Origin of the sequence: Brevibacterium casei CIP 102111 (assembly GCF_900169275.1) — a bacterium.
GTDB lineage: Bacteria > Actinomycetota > Actinomycetes > Actinomycetales > Brevibacteriaceae > Brevibacterium > Brevibacterium casei.
Map to the genome: position 1 here is coordinate 782,788 of NZ_FXZC01000001.1, position 21,371 is coordinate 804,158.

Genomic DNA, 21,371 nt, shown 5'->3' on the forward strand with positions numbered 1-21,371 from the left:
CGGCGGTGAGGCGGCCGGGAACCGCACTGCAGAGGCTGGGGCTCACAGGGCGATCCACCCGATGAGGGCGGCGGTGAGGACGACCGCCCATGCGGGCACGTTCCAGCGGGTGAGCGCGATGAACGCGGCGATCGCGATCGCCAGGGTCGCCGGTGAGGTCACGCCCTCGATGAAGACGGGATCGAAGAGTGCGGCCCCGAGGAGACCGACGACGGCGGCGTTGACCCCGAGGAGGGCCCGCCTGGCGTGGACCGAGGAGTGGAGACGCTGCCAGAAGGGGAGTGCACCGATCGTCAGCAGCGCCGCAGGCAGGAAGATCGCGATGAGGGCGATGCTCGCCCCGAGGATGCCCGAGGGACCCGAGGTCGTCGAGGCTCCGAGGAACGCGGCGAAGGTGAAGAGCGGGCCGGGAACGGCCTGAGCGGCACCGTAGCCGGCGAGGAACGTGTCGTGGTCGACGAGTCCGGTCCGCACCGTCTCGGTCTCGAGGAGGGGGAGGACGACGTGCCCGCCGCCGAAGACGAGCGCTCCCGCCCGCGAGAAGATCTCGGCCAAGCGCACTGCCGGATCACCGGTGAGGGCGGAGAGTGCGGGAAGGACGAGAAGGAGCGCGGCGCAGACGGTGAGCGCCGCAGCCCCGGCGCGGCGGGAGACCGGGACCCGGAACCCGGTGGGGGCGGCGTCGGCGGTGGCAGCGGAGGACGAGGAGTCGGCAGACGAGGCCCCGGCAGCGTCCGCCTCGGCGGGGGAGGGCTGCGACGCCGGACCCGCAGTGTCCGGGGTGCGCACCCATGCGAGCCCGAGCGCTGCGCCGACGGCGATCGCGAGGAGCTGGATCGCCGGTGACGGGATGAGGAGGACGATGATCGCTGCCAGCCCGGCGATCGTCGCGCGCCGGGCATCGGGGGTGAGCGACTTCGCCATGCCGAGCACTGCGCCGGCGACGATGGCGACGGCGGCAGCCTTGACCCCGGCGAGCCAGCCGGTGCCGAGCGCATCCCCGAGCGCGTCGAAGCCGTAGGCGAAGGCGACGAGGAGCACGGCCGAGGGCATGGTGAAGGCGAACCAGGCGGCGAGCAGACCCCCGTAGCCGGCGCGCTGCAGACCGATGGCCATGCCCACCTGGCTCGAGGCGGGTCCGGGGAGGAACTGGCAGAGGGCGACGAGATCGGCGTAGGCATCGTCGTCGAGCCATTTCCGGCGGGCGACGAACGCCTCACGGAAGTACCCGAGGTGGGCGACGGGCCCGCCGAAGGAGGTCAGCCCGAGGCGGAGGAAGACACGGAAGACCTCGCCGACGGTGCCCGGGTGACGCCTGCTCGCCTCTCGGTCGCTCATCCACGCTCCTCGTCCTCCGGTGAACTGACTGCGCCCCAGTCAAGTGCGCGAAGGTGTCGCGGAGGTGAACGCGCAGGCGGGCGTCACGGACGTCGGGCTCACGGGTGCGGCGTCACGGACGCTGCGACGTCACGGGCGGTGCTGCCGCACCGACGCCCCGGCTCTCACGGGTGGTGGAGGAGGTACGTCCCGCCTTTGAGGCACGTGTCGACGACCCAGCCGTCGGCGATGAGCGCGGTGAGCGATTCGCGCAGGGCAAGACGCCAGCGGGCGGCGAGCTCGGCGTCATGGCGGCGGAGGCTCTCGATGTCCGAGGGGAAGTCGAGGGAGACGACGGCGGCCTCCCGCGGGACCTCGGAGACGAGCGGTTCGCCGGACTCGCCGGCGCGCAGGCACGCGAACGCGGTGTCGGCGGCGACGGCGGGCACCCTCGCGGGGCGGTCGAGCGGCCATGAGACCATCATCCGGTCGCTCGCCTGACCTTCGTTGAGGCCGTCGCGCATCTGCCCGTAGAAGTCCTCGAGGTATTCGACCATGCTCACACCGAGGCGCTGGAAGTTGAAGTAGGCGTTGCGGGCGATGAGCGGATCGAAGGTCCACGTCATCTCCGTGATGCCCAGGCGCAGGCACCACAGGCGCTGGTGGAGCTTCATCGCCGACCCCGCGCCGTGGCCGACGTGCTCGTGGCGGACCCCGGCGATGTGGGAGTGCATGACCGTGCCCAACGGCTGTCCGAAGAACCCGATCGTCACCCCGATCATCTCGTCGGGGTCATCGGCGCTGTACGCGGCGGAGACGTAGTTGCCGGCGTGGGCGAAGGCGACGATGAGGCCGGGTTCGAGGATGTTCGTGCCCGTCTTGTCGACGTTCCACACCTCGTCGAGGAGGAGGGAGGCCTCGGCGGCTTCGGCCGCTGTGTGCAGCTCCCGGACGACGACGCCTGCGGCCTCGGCGGCGGCCGTGGACTCGTCCTCGGCGAGGGCGATGATCTCCGAGTCGACCGTTCTCAGTCCTGCGCGCGCTGTCATGGTGACATTGTGCCACCGAACGTCCCGGTCACAGCCGCCGGCGAGGCGATTTTTCGTCCCCGCCGCAGGCCCGTGGGCAGGTATAGCCTGATCCCATGACTGATCCTCAGCCCTCCGTCGCCGTCATCGGGGCCGGCACCATCGGCCGCTCCTTCGCCCGCCTCTTCGCTGTCTCCGGGTACGACGTCACCGTGTGGGATCCGCGGGGCGACCTCGCCGAGGTGGTGGCCGGCGTCCGTGCCGAGGTCGCGACCGATGCCCGCGCCGAAGCCGCCGACGCCGGCCCCGATGACCCCGACCTCGTCGGGTCGGGCATCGCCGCCGAGCGGCGACGGACCGGCTCCGTCGAGGCCGCGGATTCGCTCGAGGCGGCGGTCGCCTCGGCGGGATTCGTCCAGGAGTCCGGACCCGAGGACCCGGAGGAGAAGCCCCGGCTCTTCGCCCGCCTCGCCGAGGCGGCACCGTCGACGACGGTGCTCGCGACCTCGTCGTCGACGATCCCCGCCTCGCACCTCGCAGCGGATCTCCCCGCCGAGGCGGCCGCCCGGGTCATCGTCGGCCACCCCTTCAACCCGCCCCACCTCATGCCGCTCGTCGAGGTCGTTCCCGCGCCGACCACGAGCGCGGACACGGTCGCCCGTACCGTCGGGTTCTACCGCAGCTGCGGGCGGGAGCCGGTGGTGCTGCGCCGCGAGGTGCCGGGCTTCGTCGGCAACCGTCTGCAGGCTGCGCTGATGAAGGAGGCGATCGCCCTCGTCGAGAACGGGGTCGTCACGGCGGGCGAACTCGATGCGGTGATGCGAAACTCACTCGGGCTGCGGTGGGCGGCGGTGGGGCAGTTCGCTGGCATGCACCTCGGCGGGGGAGAGGCGGGGATCCGCGGATTCATGGCCCACATCGGTCCCTCCCTCACCGGTCTCGACCCGTTGCCGCTCGAGCTCGGGGACGAGGCGCTGGAGGAGGTGTTCGGGCAGGTCGAGGACGCCTACGGGACGAGCCCGAGCACAGAGGACGCGGCCGAACGCGACCGCATCCAACGCGCCGTGCTCACTGCGCGCGGCCAGGAGGAGTGAGCCTCAGACGGCGGCCTGGTAGAAGTACGTCGTCCGTTCGCTGATGAGCCCCTGCTCGTCGAAGCGGAAGAAGTCGGCGAACCCGACCCGGGTCTCCGATCCGTCCTTGAGGCGCCCGGCGAAGACCCCGCGACTGGCGGCATGCGCGCCTTCGACGAGGATCTCGCCGAGCTCGTGGGCCCCGGATTCGATGACCCGCTCCCCGAGGTAGAAGTCCGTGATCGCCTGGCCGACCATCGTCGGATAGCCGGGGCGGTCGTAGCTGGCATCGGCGGCGAAGAGCGCCGCGGTGGCGACGGGATCGCCGGCGTCGACAGTCGTGTAGTAGCGCTCGACGAGTTCTCTCACTGCAGTCATGACCACAACCTAGCAGTCGCGCGCCGGGTGGGAAGAGCGGAAGGGTCAGGGAATTGGGAGGGTGCGGGAATTGCCGCGGCAGGGGATCGGCCATAGCGTGAGAGGAGAACAGGCTGACAGCAGAGACGAGGAGAGTCATGTCCACCATCTACCGTGTGACCGACCCGGCGACCGGTGAGGTCGTCGAAGAGTTCCCCACCGCCTCCGATGCGGAGATCCTCGCCGCCCTCGACCGGTCGTCGACGGCGTTCGCGGAGTGGAGCCGGACCCCGGTCGCCGAGCGTGCCGCACTGCTCACCCGGGTCGCCGACATCTACGCCGAACGGGCCGAGGAGCTCGCCGAGGTGATCAAGCTCGAGATGGGCAAGGCGGTGCCCGAGGGCAAGGGCGAGGTGGCCCTGAGCTCGAACATCTACCGGTACTTCGCCGACAACGCCGAGGCGTTCATGGCCGACGAACCGCTGCGCGGACCCGAGGATGGAACCGCGTGGATCCGGCGCAAGCCCGTGGGCTCCCTGCTCGGCATCATGCCGTGGAACTTCCCCTACTACCAGGTCGCCCGCTTCGCCGCCCCGAACCTCGCGCTCGGGAACACGATCCTCCTCAAGCACGCCCCGCAGTGTCCGCGCTCGGCGCAGATCATGGAGGAGATCTTCCGTGAGGCGGGTCTGCCCGAGGGCGCGTACATCAACATCTACGCGAGCAACGAGCAGGTCGCCGACATCATCCTCCCCGACCCCCGCAACCAAGGTGTGTCCCTGACCGGGTCGGAGAGGGCCGGTGCCGCGGTGGCCGCCGAGGCGGGGAAGAACCTCAAGAAGGTCGTCCTCGAACTCGGCGGCTCCGACCCCTACATCCTCCTCGACACCGCCGATGTCGCGAAGAGCGCGAAGACGTTCTTCAACACGCGCATGGGCAACACGGGCCAGGCCTGCAACTCGCCGAAGCGGATGATCGTCATGGACGACGTCTACGACGAGTTCCTCACCTCGATCACCGAGGCGGCGAAGAAGGCCACCCCGGAGGTGCCCGGGGAGGAGGGCTCGCGCCTGTCCCCGCTGTCCTCGGTCGCCGCCGCCGACAGATTCATCGAGCAGGTCCAGGACACCGTCAGCCAGGGCGCGACCCTGCTCGCCGGCGGGAAGAAGTACGACGGGGGTGGAGCCTACGTCGAACCCGTCGTCCTCGCCGACGTCGAGAAGGGCATGCGCGGCTACTACGAGGAGCTCTTCGGTCCCGCCGTCATCGTCTACCGGGTCGGCAGCGAGGAGGAGGCGGTCGAGCTCGCCAACGACACCCCGTTCGGCCTCGGCGCCGCGGTCTTCTCCGGCGACGTCGAGCGCGCCGAGCGGGTCGGGGCGCAGATCGACTCCGGCATGGTCTTCATCAACTCGCCCGAGGGATCCCGCGAATACCTGCCCTTCGGCGGCGTCAAGCGCTCCGGCGTCGGCCGTGAGCTCGGCCCCCTGGCGATGGACGAGTTCGTCAACAAGCAGCTCGTCTTCCAGAAGGACAGCTGACCAGCGGCATCCGGCCACTCAGACCCGGCCACAAGGGGGCGTCGTCCGCAACCGCGGACGGCGCCCTCACTGTATCCTGATGTGACGCACAGCACTTTCCCAGCAGGAGGTTCCCATGCCGGCCCCCACTCCGTCATCGCAGATCAACGCCGAAGCCTCCTCCGGGGTGATGCGCCCGATCAACCGGTTCCTCGAACGGTGGATCCCCTCGGCTCTCACCTTCGCCATCGTCCTCACCCTCATCGTCGCCGTCCTCGCCTTCGTCCTCACTGGGGCGAGCCCGCTCGAGGTCGTCACCAGCTGGGGTGTGGGTCTGTCCGGTCTGCTCGAGTTCATGACCCAGATGTGCCTCATCCTCCTCCTCGGCCACATCCTCGCGAACACCGGACCCGTCCAGGCGATCCTCGCCCGTCTCGCCCAGGTGCCCGGCAGTCCGGCGTTCGCCTACGTCTTCGTCTTCCTCGTCGCCGCGATCGCCAGCCTCATCACGTGGGGCCTCGGACTCGTCGTCGGTGCGCTGCTCGCCCGCGAGGTCGCCGTGCAGGCTCGGCAGCGCGGGATCAGAGTCCACTTCCCCCTCCTCGTCGCCGCCGGCTACTCGGGAATGGTCGTCTGGCACATGGGCTACTCCGGGTCGGGTCCGCTCACCGCAGCCACCCCCGACTCGTTCCTCGCCGAATCCCTCGGCGGGCAGATCGTGCCGGTGACCGAGACGATCTTCTCCACGTGGAACCTGCTCGCCATCCTCGGCGTCCTCATCGTCTGCAGCATCCTCTTCTACCTCATCGCCCCCAAGGGCGGGGCCACGGTCTACGAGATGCCCGAGGCCGTCGATCCGACGACCCGAACCTCCTTCGCCGAGGAGGTGGTCACACCCGCCGACCGGATCGATGCCTCCCGGATCCTCACCCTCGTCCTCGGACTCGCCCTCGTCGCCTATCTCGTCGTCCACTTCGCCCAGGGCGGCGGACTCACTCTCGACATCGTCAACTGGTCGTTCCTCGCGCTCATCCTCCTGCTGGTGAAGAACCCCTTCGAACTCATCCACCTGACGAAGAACGCGGCCTCGAACGTCGGAGAGATCCTCCTCCAGTTCCCGCTCTACGCCGGCATCCTCGGCATCATGAGCGGAACCGGACTCATCGCCGTCTTCTCCGATGCATTCGTCTCGATCGCCACCCCCGTCTCCTTCGGCGTCCTCGCCCTGCTCTCGGCCGGGCTCGTCAACTTCTTCGTCCCCTCCGGCGGGGGGCAGTTCGCCGTCCAGGGCCCGATCATGCTCGACGCGGCCAACCAGCTCGGCGTCGATCCGTCGATCGCGATCATGGCCGTGTCCTACGGCGACCAGTGGACGAACATGCTCCAGCCGTTCTGGGCGCTGCCGGTGCTCGCGATCGCCGGGCTGAAGATGCGCGACATCCTCGGCTACACATTCATCACGTTCCTCGGGTCGGGAGTCGTCATGGCGCTCGCCCTCCTCCTCGTCTCTCTCTGAGACTCCGCTGCGGCTCCGAGCGGACTCAGGCGCGTCACGGCAGGGAGGGCTACTGAAAACTACGATATGGTAGCCTGCATCGTTGGTTGCCCACGAAGACGCAGGCGGTTCCCACCCCAGCGCCCGGTCAGGGTGCTTCGATGGGCCAGAGCACTGAGATCAACGACATGTCGGGGCGCTCCAGCGCCGGACGAGGGAGCGAGCAGATGTCAGCACAGACGCAGCAATCCACGGACGACGCGAAGGGCAGGGCGAAGCGGCTGCCGCCCGTGAACAAGCGCGTCTTCATCTCGGCGGCGGTCGGCACCCTGGCCATCACCGTCTGGGCGTTCTTCGCCCCGGCCAACGCGCAGGCGGTCCTCGGTGCCGTCGTCGGGTGGACCTCGGACTGGTTCGGCTGGTTCTACGTCCTCCTCGTCGCCGTCGTCCTCGTCTTCGTCATCTACCTCGCCGCCTCCCGCTACGGCTCGACGAAGCTCGGCCCCGAACACTCGAAGCCGGAGTTCGGCCTGCTGCCGTGGGCGGCGATGCTCTTCGCCGCCGGCATCAGCACCGACCTCATGTTCTTCGCCGTCGCCGAACCCGTCACCCAGTACCTCCAGCCGCCGAGCACGGAACCCGAGACCGTCGATGCGGCCCGTGAGGCCACGGTGTGGACGCTCTTCCACTACGGGCTCAGCGGTTGGGGGCTCTACGCACTCATGGGCATCGCCCTCGCGTACTTCGCCTACCGGATGAACATGCCCCTGGCGATCCGCTCGGCGCTCGCCCCGATCTTCGGCAAGCGCGTCCAGGGCGCCCTCGGCGACACCGTCGACTTCGCCGCCCTCCTCGGGACGATCTTCGGCGTGGCGACCTCGCTCGGCATCGGCGTCGTCATGGTCAACGTCGGCCTGAACGTCATCTTCGGTCTGCCCGTGAGCACCGCCGCGCAGGTCGCCATCGTCGTCGTCGGTGTCGGCGTCGCGACACTCTCGGCGGTCTCCGGCGTCGACAAGGGCATCAAGTTCCTCTCGCTGCTCAACGTCTTCGCCGCGATCGCGCTGAGCATCTGGGTGCTCGTGGCCGGGAATACGAAGTTCCTCCTCAATGCCTTCGTCCTCAATGTCGCCGACTTCGTCCGCCTCTTCCCGAACATGGTCGGGCAGACCTTCGCCTTCGAGGACACGGGAACATGGATGACCGACTGGACCCTGTTCTTCTGGGCCTGGTGGATCGCCTGGGCATCGTTCGTCGGCCTCTTCCTCGCCCGCATCTCGCGCGGACGCACGATCCGTCAGTTCGTCATCGGCACCCTGACGATCCCGTTCATCTACATCTTCATGTGGATCTCGATCTACGGGAACTCTGCTCTCGACATCATCCGCGGCGGCAACCGCGAGTTCGGGGAGCAGACGATGCTCAACCCGGAGGGCGGCTTCTACGAACTCCTCGCCCAGTATCCGGCGTTCATCGTCATCGCTGCGCTCGCGACGATGACGGCGCTGCTCTTCTACGTCACCTCGGCGGACTCCGCTGCCCTCGTCATGGCCAACCTTTCCTCGTTCCTGCCCACCCCGCAGGACGACGGGCGGGCGAGTCTGCGGATCTTCTGGGCCGTGCTCACCGGCGCGCTCACCGTCGCGATGCTCATCGTCGGCGGCATCGGCGCCCTGCAGAGCGCGACGGTGATCATGGGCCTGCCGTTCGCCTTCGTCATCATCCTCGTCATGATCGGCCTCTACAAGGCGCTGCGGGTCGAGGGCAACCGCGTCGACAGCGTCGAGCAGAGCCTCTCCGGTTCGCTCGCCCGCCGGTCGACCCGCGGACACGAGACGTGGAAGAAGCAGCTCTCCCGCGTCCTCGCGTTCCCCAGCGGCAGCAAGGTCCGCGACTACGAGCAGACCGTGCTCATCCCCACCCTCGGCGAGATCGCGGCCGAGATGCGGGAGCGGGGAATCTCCGCCCGCTGCGGTCGCGTCGACAACGAGGGACGCTTCGACGACGAGGGCGACCTCGTCGAACTCGAAGTCGACGGTGAGGGGCAGTACCCGTTCCGCTACCAGGTGTGGCCGCACAAGGTCAGCGTGCCTTCGTTCGGCGGTCGGGTGCCCCGCGGAACCGAGGACTACTACCGGATGGAGGTCTACCTCGACGGCGGTGCCGGTCAGGGCTACGACATCATGGGCTACACGAAGGACCAGCTCATCGACGACGTCCTCGACAAGTACGAACGCCATGTCGAGTTCCTCCAGATGCAGGAGAACATCACCGGCGGAACGGACTGAGGGGACTGGACTGAGGATGGCGGAGCGTTCGGCGACCCCGACGACTGACGGCGAAGGCGCGGCCTCCGGCGGAGGCGCGACTGTGGATGACACTGCTGTGGACGGCACTGCGACTCGTGGCGGTCCCGTCGTCGGCGAGGACGGCCTCGCCCGCACCCCGTGGGCCTACGGCGATCCGCTGCTGCTGACGTACTACGACACCGAATGGGGTCTGCCGGTGCGCGACGAGTCCGGGCTCTTCGAACGGCTCAGCCTCGAGGGCTTCCAGGCGGGGCTCTCATGGCTGACGATTCTGCGCAAACGTGAGCGTTTCCGTGAGGTGTTCGCAGGCTTCGACGCCGAGGCGGTCGCCGGCTTCGGCGAGACCGAGGTTGAGGCATTGCTCGCTGACCCCGGCATCATCCGCCACCGCGGGAAGATCGAGGCGTGCATCGGCAATGCGCGGGCGATCGTCGACCTGCGCGCCGACGGCGGGATCGTCGACTTCATCTGGGGCTTCCAGCCCGAGGACACTCCCCGGCCGGCGACGATCGCCGAGGTGCCGACCACCGCACCGGAGTCCGTGGCCCTGTCGAAGGCGCTGAAGAAGCGGGGATTCCGCTTCGTCGGACCGACGACGATGTACGCCCTCATGGAGGCCATCGGTATGGTGGACACGCACCTCATCGGCTCCCACCGCCGAGGTGCCTCCGGGGTCTGGCCGAACTGACAATCCTGCGCTCGGGTCGCCCGCGACCCTGCCCGAACCCGGCCAGCTCGCGGCCGTGCCGAAACCCCGCCCGCCCGCGACCGTGCCGAACCCCGCGACGAAGCCCGCACCACCTGAGCCCGAAAGGAACCGATGAAGGACATCCGCGTCAGCGCCCTCGTTCTCACCCACCCTGAACGACCCGAGATCCTCATGGTGCGCAAGACCGGTACCACGTCGTTCATGCTGCCCGGCGGCAAGCCCGAGACCGGCGAGAGCCCTGAGGCGACGATCATCCGGGAGATCGCCGAAGAACTCGGACTCGAGCTCGACCCGGAGAGGCTCATCCCCGTGGGCACGTTCACCGCAGCGGCTGCGAACGAAGCCGATCACCGGGTCATCGGCGATGTGTTCCGCTACGAGGGTCTTCCGGTTGGGCTGAGCATCGACGAGATCAGCCATCAGGCGGAGATCGCCGCGGCAGGCTGGTTCCCCTACGACCCGATGCCCGCCGACACCGCCGAGCGGCAGTTCGCCCCGCTCACTCGTGATCGCGTCGTCCCGGCGCTGGCCGAGCAGGGCGTCCTCTGAGCGCGCCTCGGGCCCTGCAGTGTTCCGTGCCGCCGACCGGCCGCGCCTCGAATCGTGCGCTGGCCCGTGCCGTCGGCCAGCCGTGTCAGTCCTGCGCTCGTATCAGCCCTGCGGCTGGCGGGAGTAGGCGATGAGAGCCCGGTAGAGGTCGAGCGGGGCACAGTTCGCCCCCTTGGCGAGGGACTTCATGAGCTTCCGGTAAGCCGTGTAGTCGACCCTGCTCGGGTTGGGGGTCTCGAGGAGACCGTGGTCGTGGAGGACCCCGACGGCGCGGGAGTCGAGGATCGAGTACTTCTTCGGGTCGAAGACCGTGAGCAGGGCGCTGGCGAGGGGATTGCCGACCCCGGGCAGGACCTTGAGGAAGGGCAGGCGCAGATGGTTCGGGGTGTCGTCGTCGAGGGCGACCCCGGTGACATAGTCGATGTCGTCGCCGGAGAGCTCTTGGGCGGTCGGCAGCACGGCCACGGCCTTCCATTCGACGACCTTGAGGAAGTTCTTGCGCTTGTAGCCCTCCCTGCGCACGACCTTCGGGGCGATGTCGTCGAAGATCTCGGCTTCGAGGTCGGAGAGTTCGTAGAGCGGTTCGAAGCGGAGGACGAAACCTGTGTCGATGAGGCCGGAGGGCGCGTTCTCGGGATGCTGCGACGAGGTCATGCCGCGATTCTACAGAAAGTCGAGGGCCCCTCGGTGAACGGCAGCGGATCCGGGATCGGCCCCGAACGGGAGCGCTCCTGACCACGGGCGGGAGGCCTCTGAGCATGCGCGGAAGGGCACTTGACCTCGGGCGATGTGAGACGTGGGGCCGCTTCGGCGAGGATGGGCGGTAAGGTCCGACTATGGCACTCCGATCCGATGACGCTCGCACCCTGACCCCCGCGCTGCTGGGGTTGGTGTGGTCGGCGATGTTCGGATTCTCCGGGTTCTTCCTCAGCTATTCGACGATGGTCTCGATCGGCGTTGCCGACGGCCTCTCGACCGTCACCGGCGGGGCGGTGCTGACAACGATGATGGTCGGCGTCATCGCCGTCCAGCCGTTCGCCCCGAGGCTGGGGGAGCGCCTCGGGATGCGGGCGGCCCTCCTCGTCGCCCTCGGTCTGCAGCTGCTCGGTCAGGTGCTCGGGCTCGTCGTCGGTCCTCCTCTGCTCAGTCTCGTCCTCGCCGGGATCAGCGGGGGCATGGGCTTCGGGCTCTTCGTCGTCCTCGCCAATGCCGCGGTGCCGGGGACCGTGTCGGCGGACAGGCTCGGTCGGGCGCTGGGGATCTTCGGCGGGGTGACCTCGCTCGCCGCGGCCATCGGGGCACCGGTCGGGCTGTGGCTCATCGGCGTCGTCCCCGAGTGGTCGTTCCGGCTCATCGCGTGCGGGACGCTTCTGCTTGCGGTGCCGACGCTCGTGCGGTTCCTGCCCGGGCGCACTCACCCCTCCCCACCCGCCGAGGCGGTGCCCGGTGACGAGGTCGATCGGGGCGGAGAGGGTCCGGGCGGCGACGAACCGCACGATGATCGTCGCCGCGGTGGCAGTTCGTCGGGCCCCGGGGCGGTGCCGCGCGCCGAGGGCACCGAGCCCGACGCGGCCGCGCTTGCGGAGGCGGCCCGGGACGCCGAGGCAACCGGCAGCGCGGAGGCAACCGGCAGCGCGGAGGCAACCGGCAGCGCGGAGGCAACCGGCAGCGCGGAGGCAACCGGCAGCGCGGAGGCCGTCGGCAGCGCGGAGGCCGTCGGCAGCGCGGAGGCCGTCGGCTCGTCGACGTCGTCGCGCGAGCGCGGGGCGCTGCGTCTCCTCATCATGCTCGCCCCGTTCCTCGTCGGCATGATCACCTTCGGCCTCATCGTCGGGTTCGGGCCCGGCCGCGACGTCGCCCATCCTGCGATCTACATCCTCATCATGCAGGTGTGCTCGGTCATCGGCAGGTTCGCCGCCGGCGCCGTCGCCGATGCGCGCTCACCGCTGGGCCTGAGCCTCCTCGGCGTCGGGATGGCCGCCATCGGGCTCACCGTCACCGCGGTCAGCGGGGCGGGAGTCGTGCTCGGGATCGCGATGGCGATCGTCGGCCTCGGGCTCGGCACCCTGCAGTCGGCGAGCCTCGTCATGGCCTTCATCACCGCCCGGACACCGGGGCGGGCGAGCGTCGCATGGAACATGAGCTTCGACATCGGCCTCGGCATCGCCGGCGTCACCGGGGGACTCGGGTTCACCTACCTCGGGGACACGGCGACGTTCCTGCTGTGCACGGGAGTGCTCGTCCTCGCCGGTCTCGTCTCGTGGCTCGCGGCGAACCGTCGAACGAGCCGCTGACCGCGGGTGCTGCGATCGGCCAGCGTGCGAGGACGGCGATGCCCGACCGATCAGTTGAGCGACCCCGAGCATGACCGCCGTGCTCGACCGAGCCGGGCAGTCTCAGTCGGGGCTGGTCGCGGTCCCCTCGTCGTCGAGCATCGCGAGCATGTCGACGGCCGCCCGTGCGTAGTCGCCGATCCACCGATCGTGGATGCGCTTGATCGGCAGCGGCGCGAGCGCGAGCACGCGCGTCTTGCCGACCCTGCGGCCGGTGAGCAGTTCGGCGCGTTCGAGGACGCGGATGTGCTGGAGCACGGTGGTGCGGTCGAGTTCGGGGAAGGCCTCGGCGACGGCGCCTGTCGTCATCGGCTCTGCTCGGAGGAGGTCGAGGATGCGGCGGCGGGTGGCGTTCGCGAGCGCCTTGAACACGGCGTCGTCGCGGGCATCGGCGTCCGAGCCGTAACCTTCCGACTGCGCACCTGTTCCCTTCTCACCCGACATGTGATAAAAATATCACATGAACGATGAGCAGAACGACAAGAGCGCGCAGCTGGAGGAGCTCTCCTTCACCGTCACCGGGTACATCTCGAAGACGCCGCACGAGACCTATGAGGCCGTCGCCGATCCCGAGCAGCTCTCGAAGTACTTCACGACGGGCGGCGCCCGCGGGCGCCTCGAGACGGGAGCCGAGGTGAGCTGGGACTTCGCGGACTTTCCGGGCCGCTTCCCCGTCGACGTCATCGAGGCCGTGCCCGATGAGCGGATCGTCATTGTGTGGGAGGGCAACGGGCACACGACCGCGCCGAAGACGGAGACGACCTTCGAGTTCACTCCCGTCGACGACGGGACCCGGACCCTGGTGACGATCACCGAGCAGGCGTGGAAGACGACCGTCGGGGGAGCCGAGGGCGCCTTCGGCAACTCGATGGGCTGGACCGGCATGCTCGCCGCGCTCAAGGCGTGGGTCGAGTACGGCATCAACCTTCGCGAGGGCTTCTACAAGTAGGCCGGTCGGCTCAGGCGATGTGCCTGCCCAGGGCGCGGGTGCGCACAGTCGGCGAGCCTGCAGTGCCGGTGGCGCGGCTCCGCGAGCCTGTAGTGCGTGGGGCGCGGCTCCGCGAGGAGGATACGATTCGAGATCTGGCCGTTCTTCGAACCGGATCCACCTCGGGGCGCTGACTCGAGGGCTCGGGAGCCCGGCTGTGGCCGTGAGAGAGTGTCGGTATGACTTCGGTATTCCGTAAGCGGCTCCCGTTCTGGAGGTTCATCCTTCTCACGGTGGGCATCGGTGCCGCGACCGGTCTCATCGTCGCGCTCGTCCTCCTCGGGTTCGACCCGGGTCAGATCGTCATGATCGCCGCGGTGACCGCATTCGGGGGAGTGCTCGGTCTCGTCATGGGCGTCCCGGCGGAGTTCGCAGTGCGTCTGGCGGCCCCTCGGCTGCGCAGTCGAGTCGGCGCGGTGCTCTTCTGCTTCGGCCTCGGTCTCGTCTCCGTGCTCGTCGCCCTGAACATCCTCGGAATGATCATCCAGGGTCCCGGTGACTACATCGGCGCGTATGAGTGGGCGACCCTGCTCTTCGCGCTCGCGATCGGCCTGCCAGCCGGTATCCTCACCGCGTGTGCGACGTCGCTCATCGTCGAACCGGTGACGCCGAAGCAGCCGGAGGTCGACCTGCTCACGGGCTTGCCGCTCTGACTGCTCACCCCACGACCGGCTGACGCACCTCAGCGAGGAGGATCCGGTTCGAGAAACGGCCGTTCTTCGACTCGGATCCACCGCGAGGACACTCTCGAGGGAGCACACGGTGCCCCGCACAGCCGCCCTGTCTGCGCCGACCGCACCCGATCGCCGACGGCCCGACGGCCCGGCAGAGCAGCCTCGGCGGGGAACGGACCGTCCTCAGACGATGCGGGTGGGCGGGGACTGGGTCTTCGCGGGATCGGTCTCGGGAAGATCGCCGAGCGCCTCGTCGATGCGGGCGAGCACCTCGGCGTCAAGCCTGACCCCGGCGGCGGCCGCATTCGACTCCACCTGCTCGGGACGTGACGCCCCGACCAGCGCCGTGGCGACGTTGTCGTTGGCGAGCACCCACGCGATCGCGAGCTGCCCCATCGTCAGTCCGAGATCCGCGGCGATCGGCTCGAGCTTCGCGACCGCGGTGAGCGTCTCGTCGTTCATGTAGCGGGAGATCATGTCGGCCCCGCCCTTCTCATCGGTCGCCCTAGAGCCCGCCGGGGCCGGCTGCCCGACCTTGTACTTGCCGGTGAGCACGCCCTGCGCGATCGGCGACCACACGATCTGGGAGATGCCGAGCTCCTTCGACGTCGGCACCACCCGCTCCTCGATGACCCGCCAGAGCATGTTGTACTGCGGCTGGTTCGAGATGAGCTGGATCCCCAGGTCGCGGGCCAGATAGTGCGCGGCCCGCAGCTGATCGGCGTTCCATTCGCTCACTCCGATGTAGAGCGCCTTGCCCGCCCGGACGATGTCGGCGAAGGCCTGCATCGTCTCCTCGAGCGGCGTCTCGTAGTCGTACCGGTGGGCCTGGTAGAGGTCGACATAGTCGGTGCCGAGCCTGGTGAGCGATCCGTCGATCGACTCCATGATGTGCTTGCGGGACAGGCCGGTGTCGTTGTGGCCCTTAGGGCCGGTGGGGAAGTAGACCTTCGTGAAGATCTCGAGCGACTCGCGACGCTGGCCGGCCAGCGCGTCGCCGAGGACCTGCTCGGCCGCCGTGTTCGCGTAGACGTCGGCGGTGTCGAAGGTCGAGATGCCGGCGTCGAGCGCGGCGTGGACGCACTTGGTCGCGATGTCGTTCTCGACCTGGGAACCATGGGTGAGCCAGTTGCCGTAGGTGATCTCCGAGATCTTGAAACCGCTGTTGCCGAGATATCTGAACTCCATACCCTCAGCCTACGACCGGGAGTCAAGACCCCCTGTGGTCCGGTCGACTTCGGCAGCACCTCGAGGGGACCGCTCCGGTGTGAGGGGACCGCTCCGGGCTGGTCCGCTCGCCGGGGAGAGGTCCCCTCGAGAGCGACGGTCGTGGCACAGGCCTTGTCCGCCGGGCGCGCGTGCGGTGTGATGGGGTGATGGACTTCGCGGTGCTCGTGCTCGTCGGGGTGCTCGTCGGCCTGACGACCGTGCTCTTCGGCTTCGGCGGCGGGTTCGTCACCGTGCCGATCATCACCGTCGTCGACGCCGACCTCGGTGCCGACACCGCGCGCGTGGCCGCGGCCACCTCGGCGCTCGTCATGCTCGTCGGCGCCCTCGTCGCCACCGTCTCGACGAGGCGGGAGACGCTGGCGCACCTGACCGGCAGGGGGTGTCTCTTCGGTCTCCTCGCGCTCGGTGGGGGACTCGGCGCACTCGCAGCGCGGTACGCCCCCGAGATACTCCTTAAGTGGGGCTTCGTCGTCTACGTCGCCGTCACGGCCGTCGACATCGTGCTGCGCCCGGGATTCTTCCGGAGGAGACCCGGGACCGACGCCGAGGCGGGTGAGGGCGGTCGCGGCATCTCACCGGTGTGGGGTGTGCCGATCGGCGGGCTCGCCTCGTTCCTCGGGGTGGGAGGCAGTGTGATGACCGTGCCGGTGATGCGGCGCTCGGGAGCGACGATGACGGTGGCGACGACCCTGGCGAACCCGCTCACGCTCATCATCATGACCCCGGCGGTGATCATCACGCTCACCGCGCACGGGCAGGTCGAGGCGCCCGGCTTCCTCGGGTCCGTCGACGTGCGATCGGCGGCCGCTCTCCTCCTCGGGGCGATTCCGATCATCGTGCTTCTGCGCAGGCGTGTGCCACGGATCCCCGACCTCGTCCACGCGTGGGGCTACCTCATCCTCCTCGTCGTCGCCGGGACGGTCGTCGCGATCGCGTGAGGGGGCGGAGGGTGCGATCGCGGGTGGCACGGTCAGCGCATTCTCGAGCCGCGCGGAGCTTCGAGAGGTCCTCAGCCGGCCCTGCGCCGATCGTGGAGCACCCGGGGCAGGCCGAAGAAGATCGGAGGCCGCGCGTAGGCTCGGTCGGACCTCCCGGCGGCACTGCTCGCCGAGGGTGGGGCTGTGTTCTGCGGCGGGTGCACAGGGTTGCGCTCGTCGAGCGCCCACGCGCTCTCCCAGCTGATGAGCTCGCCGGCGTGGCAGACCGGGTCCCCGCCGTGAGACGGCGGCTCGGCCCACAGCCACAGGTTGACCCCGTACTCGATGACGGTGATCGTCGCCTCCCGGTCGCGGCCGGCGTTCTCCTCGACGAGCGCACGGTGCACCTTCGCCGAGGCGGCTTCGATTTCCTCCCATCCGTCGCTGCGGTGAGGAAGGAAGACCCACGTCCCCGCGGGGACGTCTGAGGGAACAAATGAGTCGGGAGTGACGACGCGGGTGAAGGCCGACGGGCCCGCGGCCGCGTCGCCAGAACCGTCACCGCCATCGGTAGTGCCTACGGGCTCCTCGAAAGCGGCGAGGACGTCTCCGAAGCAGGCCTCGACCACCTCGGCGGTGGGGGCGACGATGAGGAGGCCGGTCGCCTCGGCGAGGATGTCGGCATCCGACAAGGAGGTCAGGGGAGAGGCGCGCAGGTCGGCGAGCACCTCGTCCCAGTGTCCGGGCACGGGAGCGGAGTCGAGGAGCGCATGGGTGCGCTCCCGTTCGGCATCGTGGCGCATCGACGACCTCCTCTCGCGGCGACAGATGTCAATCCACCATGCCACGAACCCCTGACACGCGCAGACCGGTTCGGCTCCTGACACGAGCGGGCTGCCGACGAGGCGGACCTCGCTTGCGCAAGCCTCGTTGACGCGGACCTTGCCTGCTAAAGCCTCGTCTACGCGAACACCGTGATCCCGTAGACGGCGAAGACGACGAGGAGGGCTGCGCCGTGGACGGCGGTGACCCTCTTCGCGGCGAACGTCGTCACCGAGAGCACGATGATGACGGACAGGAGCAGAAGGTTGGTCGGAGTCTCGGCGAGGACGATCTGCTGACCGGTGAGCATCCCGATGACGAGGACGACGGGGATCGTCAGCCCCACCGTGGAGACGAGGGCCCCGTGGCAGAGGTTGCTCACCCGCTGGACCTCGCCCTGCCAGGCGGCGCGGATCGCGGTGATCGTCTCGGGGAGGAAGACGATCATCGCGATGACGATGCCCGACAGTGCCGTCGGGGCGCCGAGGCGGCCGAGCCCGTCATCGAGCAGCGACGCCATGTCATGGGAGAGGAGGACGATCGGCAGCACCGTGACGACGAGGAGGCCGAGGCGCGCGAGGATCTCGACCCGGTGGGACGAGAGGGTCGCGACGATGCCCGGGCGGACCGTTGGAGTGTCGGCTGGAAGCGGTGGGGCGACGCCGTTCGGATGAGCTGCAGGGGTGGCCGCCGGCTCGGCTGCGACGATGTCGTCGGATGGTGTCGCGTCGGATTCCACGGCGCCGGCACCCCCCACGACGGAGTGCGCGGGAGCGATGGCATCGGTGAGTTCGGTCGAACGGGCGGCCGCCTCGGCGAGGCGGGGATCGACCTCACGGAAGTCGTCGGCCTGTGCCCCCATCTGCCGGGTGAGGAAGAACGCGTAGAGGCCGAGGGTGAGGACGATGATCGGGATCTCCTGCCACGGCAGGTAGCTGCCGTTCTCCCCGATGACCGTCGGCAGCGCGAACGCAAGCGCGGAGAGGACGACGATGAGTCCGAGGTACGTCGATGTCCCCGTCCGGTTGTGCGCGAGGTCCCCGTGGCGCAGGCCGCCGATGAGGAGGCAGAGCCCGACGACGGCCCCGAGGATGATCATCGACACGGCCATGACGGAATCGCGCGCGATCGTCGCATGATCGCCGGGACCGAGCAGGACGGCTGCGATGAGGATGACCTCGATGAGGACGATCGAGAGCGTGAGGACGAGGGAACCGTAGGGGTCGCCGAGGCGGCGGGCGAGGTGCTCGGCCTCGTGGACGACGCCGAAGGCGCAGGTGAGGATCACGCCGACGATGACGACGAGGGCGGAGACGAGTACGGGGGCCGGGGCTGGCGGGGCGAGCGCCTCGGCGAGGAACGGGAGGGCGGCGACGGTGCCCCAGCCGAGGACGAGACGGACGATAGCGGTGGGAGTGACGATGCTGCGCAGCGTCGCGGACATGATGGTCATCCAGTTCTGCGAGGTCGTCCTCATCACGGCGGTCAGCGATCGGGTCGTCCCGCTCGCCACGGCACATCCAATATAGCAAAGGCCCTGAGCAGCGGCAGTGCCGCCGCTCAGGGCCTCAGGTCCGAGAACTCCTACGCCGCGGCGGGCGAACCGACCCGGTCGGCGCGCTTGCCGCGGGCTGACTTCGAGCGGAAGACGAAGCGGTCGACGCTGAAGCGACCCGGCCCCATGGCCGCGATGAGCAGGGCGCCGGCCGAGAGGGCGGCGACGAGCTCCCAGCCGCCCTGGTCGACGAAGGGCACCGGCACGAAGTGGACGATGACGAGCGCCCCGAGGAGGTTGACGGCGATGAGCGCTCCGACGATCGGGGTGAAGGCGCCGAGGATGAGCAGGGCACCGCCGATGAGCTCGACGAAGGTTGCGAACGGGGCGGCGAGTTCGGGCAGGGGAACGCCCATCTGCGCGAACGAATCGGCGGTGCCGGCGATGGTCCACTCGTTGAACTTCTGCCAGCCGTGGGCGATGAGGATTGTTCCGAGTCCGATGCGGGCAATGAGAGCAATGACGTCGCGGGCGATGGTCGGGAGTCCGGTCGTGGCGTACACGGGGTGACCTCCAGGTTTGATTGAAATGACAATCAGAACCCTATTCATCGTTTTTGGCAGAGGCCTGTGCGGAACTCGGCAGCAGATTGTGAGTTCTGCCCCGGATTCCGCACCCCGGAAATCCTTGACACGGCAGCCTATGGACCTGGCCGGGGCCGACGCCGTCAGCGGTGTCGGCCCCGAGCATCAGAACCCGTACGCGGCCTCCCGCTCCTCGCGCATCGCCGTGTACGTGCGCGTGAGGGTGAGGGTGTCCTCGACGAGGCGGTCGAGGCGCTGGAGCACATCGTCGCTGACGATCTGGTTCCGGTGGAGGTCCCGCTCCTCGACGAACACGTAGGGCTGGACGACCTGCGCCTTCATGTACGAGAGGATCGGCACGAGCTGCTGCTGGGGGATGAGGAAGTGCTTCGGCGAGCCCGCGGTCGCGACCATGCCTGTCACCTTGTCGCGGAACGCGTTCACCGGGAGGAGGTCGAAGACGTTCTTCAGCGACGCCGGGATCGAGGCCTGGAAGATCGGGGTGCCGATGAGGATCGCGTCGGCGTCCATGATCGTCCGCGCGATGCGGCCGGTGTCACCGGTGTACTCGGTGAAGTTCCGGCCGTCGGCGAAGTCCATGTCCGCCTCGGCGAGGTCGATGAGCGTGGTCTCCGCATCCGGATCCTGCGCCATAACGGCCTGGGTGACGTACTCCATGACCGTACGGGTCTTCGTCCCGACGTTCGAGCCGGAGAGGACGACGATCCTCATCGCACGAGCTCCCCGTCCGTGTCGGCCGAGTCGCGGTCATGGCCCGTCTCATCGGTTTCGGCGCCGATCTGGTCGAACGCCGAGGAATCGGCAGTGCGGGCGGAGGCGGGTTCCGCGGTGTACTTCTTCACGGCGGGGATGATCTCCGAGCCGATCGTCTCGATCTGCCGCATCACGCGGTCGAACGGGATGCCGCCGAAGTCGATCTGGCCGAGGTAGCGCTGATGGCCGAAGACCTCGTGCTGGTGGAGGATCTTCTCGACGATCTCCTGCGGGCTGCCGATGTTGACGATGCTGTGCGGGTCGGCGGCCTGGGCGAAGAGCTGCTTGGGCATGCCCTGCCCGTTGACACGCTTCATTCCCTCGTTGATGTGCGGGTAGAGCTCCCGCAGCGCGTCCTGCGTCGTCGGCGCGGTGTAGAGGAACCCGGCGGTGGCGATCGGCAGGGTGGCTGGGTCGTGACCGGCATGTCGGGCGGCATCCCGGTAGGCGTCGACTGTCGTCCTGAACACCGAGGCGGTTCCGCCGAGGTGGGCCATGACCATGGGCACGCCAGCGAGGCCGGCTTTGATCGCGCTCGTCGGCGCGCCGCCGACGGCCCGCCAGATCGGGAAGGTCTCCTGGGCGGGACGGGGGATCACCTCGGCGTCGGCAAGCGGGGCGCGGAACTGCCCGTTCCACGTCACCTGCTCCTCCCGGGCGATCTGGAGGAGCAGGTCGAACTTCTCCTCGAAGAGCTCCTCGTAGTCGCGCAGGTCGTAGCCGAGCAGCTCGAAGAGACCCACGCGCGAGGCGCGACCGGCGACGAGTTCGGCCCGGCCCTGGGAGAGATGGTCGATCGTTGCGAAGTTCTCGAAGACGCGGACGGGATCGGAGGTGGAGAGGATCGTCGAGGTGCTGCCGATCCGGATGGACTCCGTCGCCTCGGCGATGGCTCCGAGGATGACAGCGTGGGCCTGGGAGGCGAAGTACCGCTGGTGGCTCTCGCCGACGCTGAAGAAGTCGAAGCCGGCCTCCTCTGCGGCCTTGGCATACGCGACGAATTCGCGGATGCGCTCGCCTGCGCTGATGCGAGAGCCGTCGGTGGGGTTCGGCAGATGGTCGCCGAGGGTGTACATGCCGAACTGCAGGCCATGGCTGGGGTCGAAGTTCAGCTCGTTCATGAGGTTCCTGGACTCGGTCACGGTGTCTCCTTGGGTGCCGATGACATTCTCGTTTGTCATGGCAACTGATAACCGA

General features: G+C 68.9%; 21 protein-coding genes. 10 read left to right on the plus strand and 11 right to left on the minus strand.

Annotated elements, in window-relative coordinates:
• Window positions 1–42 precede the first annotated feature (42 nt).
• Window positions 43–1,338, minus strand: coding sequence for a chromate efflux transporter (gene chrA, locus BC102111_RS03420; RefSeq protein WP_101623569.1), 1,296 nt, complete (start codon window positions 1,336–1,338; stop codon window positions 43–45).
• Between the two features lie 164 nt (window positions 1,339–1,502).
• Window positions 1,503–2,366: an oxygenase MpaB family protein gene (locus tag BC102111_RS03425; protein WP_101623570.1), complete on the minus strand. Its 864-nt coding sequence runs from the start codon at window positions 2,364–2,366 to the stop codon at window positions 1,503–1,505.
• Between the two features lie 95 nt (window positions 2,367–2,461).
• Between BC102111_RS03425 and BC102111_RS03430 the strand changes: the two genes are divergently transcribed.
• A complete protein-coding gene (locus tag BC102111_RS03430) occupies window positions 2,462–3,439 on the plus strand; it encodes a 3-hydroxyacyl-CoA dehydrogenase NAD-binding domain-containing protein (protein ID WP_101623571.1) in 978 nt (325 codons plus the stop codon).
• A gap of 3 nt (window positions 3,440–3,442) precedes the next feature.
• Here the strand turns inward: BC102111_RS03430 and BC102111_RS03435 are convergent, their stop codons facing one another.
• Window positions 3,443–3,796: a nuclear transport factor 2 family protein gene (locus tag BC102111_RS03435; protein WP_101623572.1), complete on the minus strand. Its 354-nt coding sequence runs from the start codon at window positions 3,794–3,796 to the stop codon at window positions 3,443–3,445.
• A 137-nt stretch (window positions 3,797–3,933) separates the two neighbouring features.
• Here BC102111_RS03435 and BC102111_RS03440 point away from each other — a divergent pair, with 137 nt between their 5' ends.
• The 5 genes from BC102111_RS03440 to BC102111_RS03460 all read left to right on the plus strand — a co-directional run bounded on the left by BC102111_RS03440 (window position 3,934) and on the right by BC102111_RS03460 (window position 10,357).
• The gene (locus BC102111_RS03440; RefSeq protein WP_101623573.1) at window positions 3,934–5,316 is read left to right on the plus strand and encodes an NAD-dependent succinate-semialdehyde dehydrogenase; all 1,383 of its coding nucleotides are present in this window, start codon (window positions 3,934–3,936) and stop codon (window positions 5,314–5,316) included.
• Window positions 5,317–5,431: 115 nt separating this feature from the next.
• On the plus strand, window positions 5,432–6,811 hold the full coding sequence (locus tag BC102111_RS03445; protein ID WP_101623574.1) for a short-chain fatty acid transporter: 1,380 nt from the start codon (window positions 5,432–5,434) through the stop codon (window positions 6,809–6,811).
• A gap of 206 nt (window positions 6,812–7,017) precedes the next feature.
• Window positions 7,018–9,078, plus strand: a complete 2,061-nt coding sequence (gene betT / locus BC102111_RS03450) for a choline BCCT transporter BetT (RefSeq protein WP_232252502.1) — start codon at window positions 7,018–7,020, stop codon at window positions 9,076–9,078.
• A gap of 97 nt (window positions 9,079–9,175) precedes the next feature.
• A complete protein-coding gene (locus BC102111_RS03455) occupies window positions 9,176–9,787 on the plus strand; it encodes a DNA-3-methyladenine glycosylase I (protein WP_009376382.1) in 612 nt (203 codons plus the stop codon).
• A 132-nt stretch (window positions 9,788–9,919) separates the two neighbouring features.
• Window positions 9,920–10,357 carry an NUDIX hydrolase gene (locus tag BC102111_RS03460; protein WP_101623577.1) on the plus strand — a complete coding sequence of 146 codons (438 nt, stop codon included), beginning with the start codon at window positions 9,920–9,922 and terminating at the stop codon, window positions 10,355–10,357.
• A gap of 102 nt (window positions 10,358–10,459) precedes the next feature.
• Here BC102111_RS03460 and BC102111_RS03465 read toward each other — a convergent pair whose 3' ends face one another.
• Complete coding sequence (locus BC102111_RS03465) at window positions 10,460–11,011, minus strand: hypothetical protein (protein ID WP_101623578.1); 552 nt, start codon at window positions 11,009–11,011, stop codon at window positions 10,460–10,462.
• A gap of 182 nt (window positions 11,012–11,193) precedes the next feature.
• On the opposite strand from BC102111_RS03465, the gene BC102111_RS03470 reads away from it, so the two are divergent.
• Window positions 11,194–12,651: an MFS transporter gene (locus BC102111_RS03470; RefSeq protein ID WP_101623579.1), complete on the plus strand. Its 1,458-nt coding sequence runs from the start codon at window positions 11,194–11,196 to the stop codon at window positions 12,649–12,651.
• A gap of 102 nt (window positions 12,652–12,753) precedes the next feature.
• On the opposite strand, the gene BC102111_RS03475 is transcribed toward BC102111_RS03470, so the two are convergent.
• Window positions 12,754–13,134: an ArsR/SmtB family transcription factor gene (locus tag BC102111_RS03475; protein ID WP_009376377.1), complete on the minus strand. Its 381-nt coding sequence runs from the start codon at window positions 13,132–13,134 to the stop codon at window positions 12,754–12,756.
• A gap of 16 nt (window positions 13,135–13,150) precedes the next feature.
• On the opposite strand from BC102111_RS03475, the gene BC102111_RS03480 reads away from it, so the two are divergent.
• Window positions 13,151–13,639 (plus strand): SRPBCC domain-containing protein, encoded by a 489-nt coding sequence (locus tag BC102111_RS03480; RefSeq protein ID WP_095376282.1) that lies wholly within the window; start codon window positions 13,151–13,153, stop codon window positions 13,637–13,639.
• A gap of 218 nt (window positions 13,640–13,857) precedes the next feature.
• On the plus strand, window positions 13,858–14,331 hold the full coding sequence (locus BC102111_RS03485; RefSeq protein ID WP_146001388.1) for a hypothetical protein: 474 nt from the start codon (window positions 13,858–13,860) through the stop codon (window positions 14,329–14,331).
• A 204-nt stretch (window positions 14,332–14,535) separates the two neighbouring features.
• Here BC102111_RS03485 and BC102111_RS03490 read toward each other — a convergent pair whose 3' ends face one another.
• Complete coding sequence (locus tag BC102111_RS03490; RefSeq protein ID WP_101623581.1) at window positions 14,536–15,540, minus strand: aldo/keto reductase family protein; 1,005 nt, start codon at window positions 15,538–15,540, stop codon at window positions 14,536–14,538.
• 188 nt (window positions 15,541–15,728) lie between these two features.
• Here BC102111_RS03490 and BC102111_RS03495 point away from each other — a divergent pair, with 188 nt between their 5' ends.
• Entirely contained in the window at window positions 15,729–16,520 is a 792-nt protein-coding gene (locus BC102111_RS03495; RefSeq protein WP_101623582.1) for a sulfite exporter TauE/SafE family protein, read from the plus strand.
• A gap of 71 nt (window positions 16,521–16,591) precedes the next feature.
• Here the strand turns inward: BC102111_RS03495 and BC102111_RS03500 are convergent, their stop codons facing one another.
• The 5 genes from BC102111_RS03500 to BC102111_RS03520 form a co-directional block, all read right to left on the minus strand.
• Window positions 16,592–17,302 carry a hypothetical protein gene (locus BC102111_RS03500; RefSeq protein ID WP_101623583.1) on the minus strand — a complete coding sequence of 237 codons (711 nt, stop codon included), beginning with the start codon at window positions 17,300–17,302 and terminating at the stop codon, window positions 16,592–16,594.
• 158 nt (window positions 17,303–17,460) lie between these two features.
• Entirely contained in the window at window positions 17,461–18,765 is a 1,305-nt protein-coding gene (locus BC102111_RS03505) for a calcium:cation antiporter (protein WP_180960569.1), read from the minus strand.
• A 140-nt stretch (window positions 18,766–18,905) separates the two neighbouring features.
• A complete protein-coding gene (locus BC102111_RS03510; protein WP_009376360.1) occupies window positions 18,906–19,379 on the minus strand; it encodes a DoxX family protein in 474 nt (157 codons plus the stop codon).
• A gap of 186 nt (window positions 19,380–19,565) precedes the next feature.
• Window positions 19,566–20,132 carry an NADPH-dependent FMN reductase gene (locus BC102111_RS03515; RefSeq protein ID WP_101623584.1) on the minus strand — a complete coding sequence of 189 codons (567 nt, stop codon included), beginning with the start codon at window positions 20,130–20,132 and terminating at the stop codon, window positions 19,566–19,568.
• Complete coding sequence (locus tag BC102111_RS03520; RefSeq protein WP_101623585.1) at window positions 20,129–21,316, minus strand: LLM class flavin-dependent oxidoreductase; 1,188 nt, start codon at window positions 21,314–21,316, stop codon at window positions 20,129–20,131. The genes BC102111_RS03515 and BC102111_RS03520 overlap by 4 nt, the downstream gene beginning before the upstream one ends.
• Window positions 21,317–21,371 lie beyond the last annotated feature (55 nt).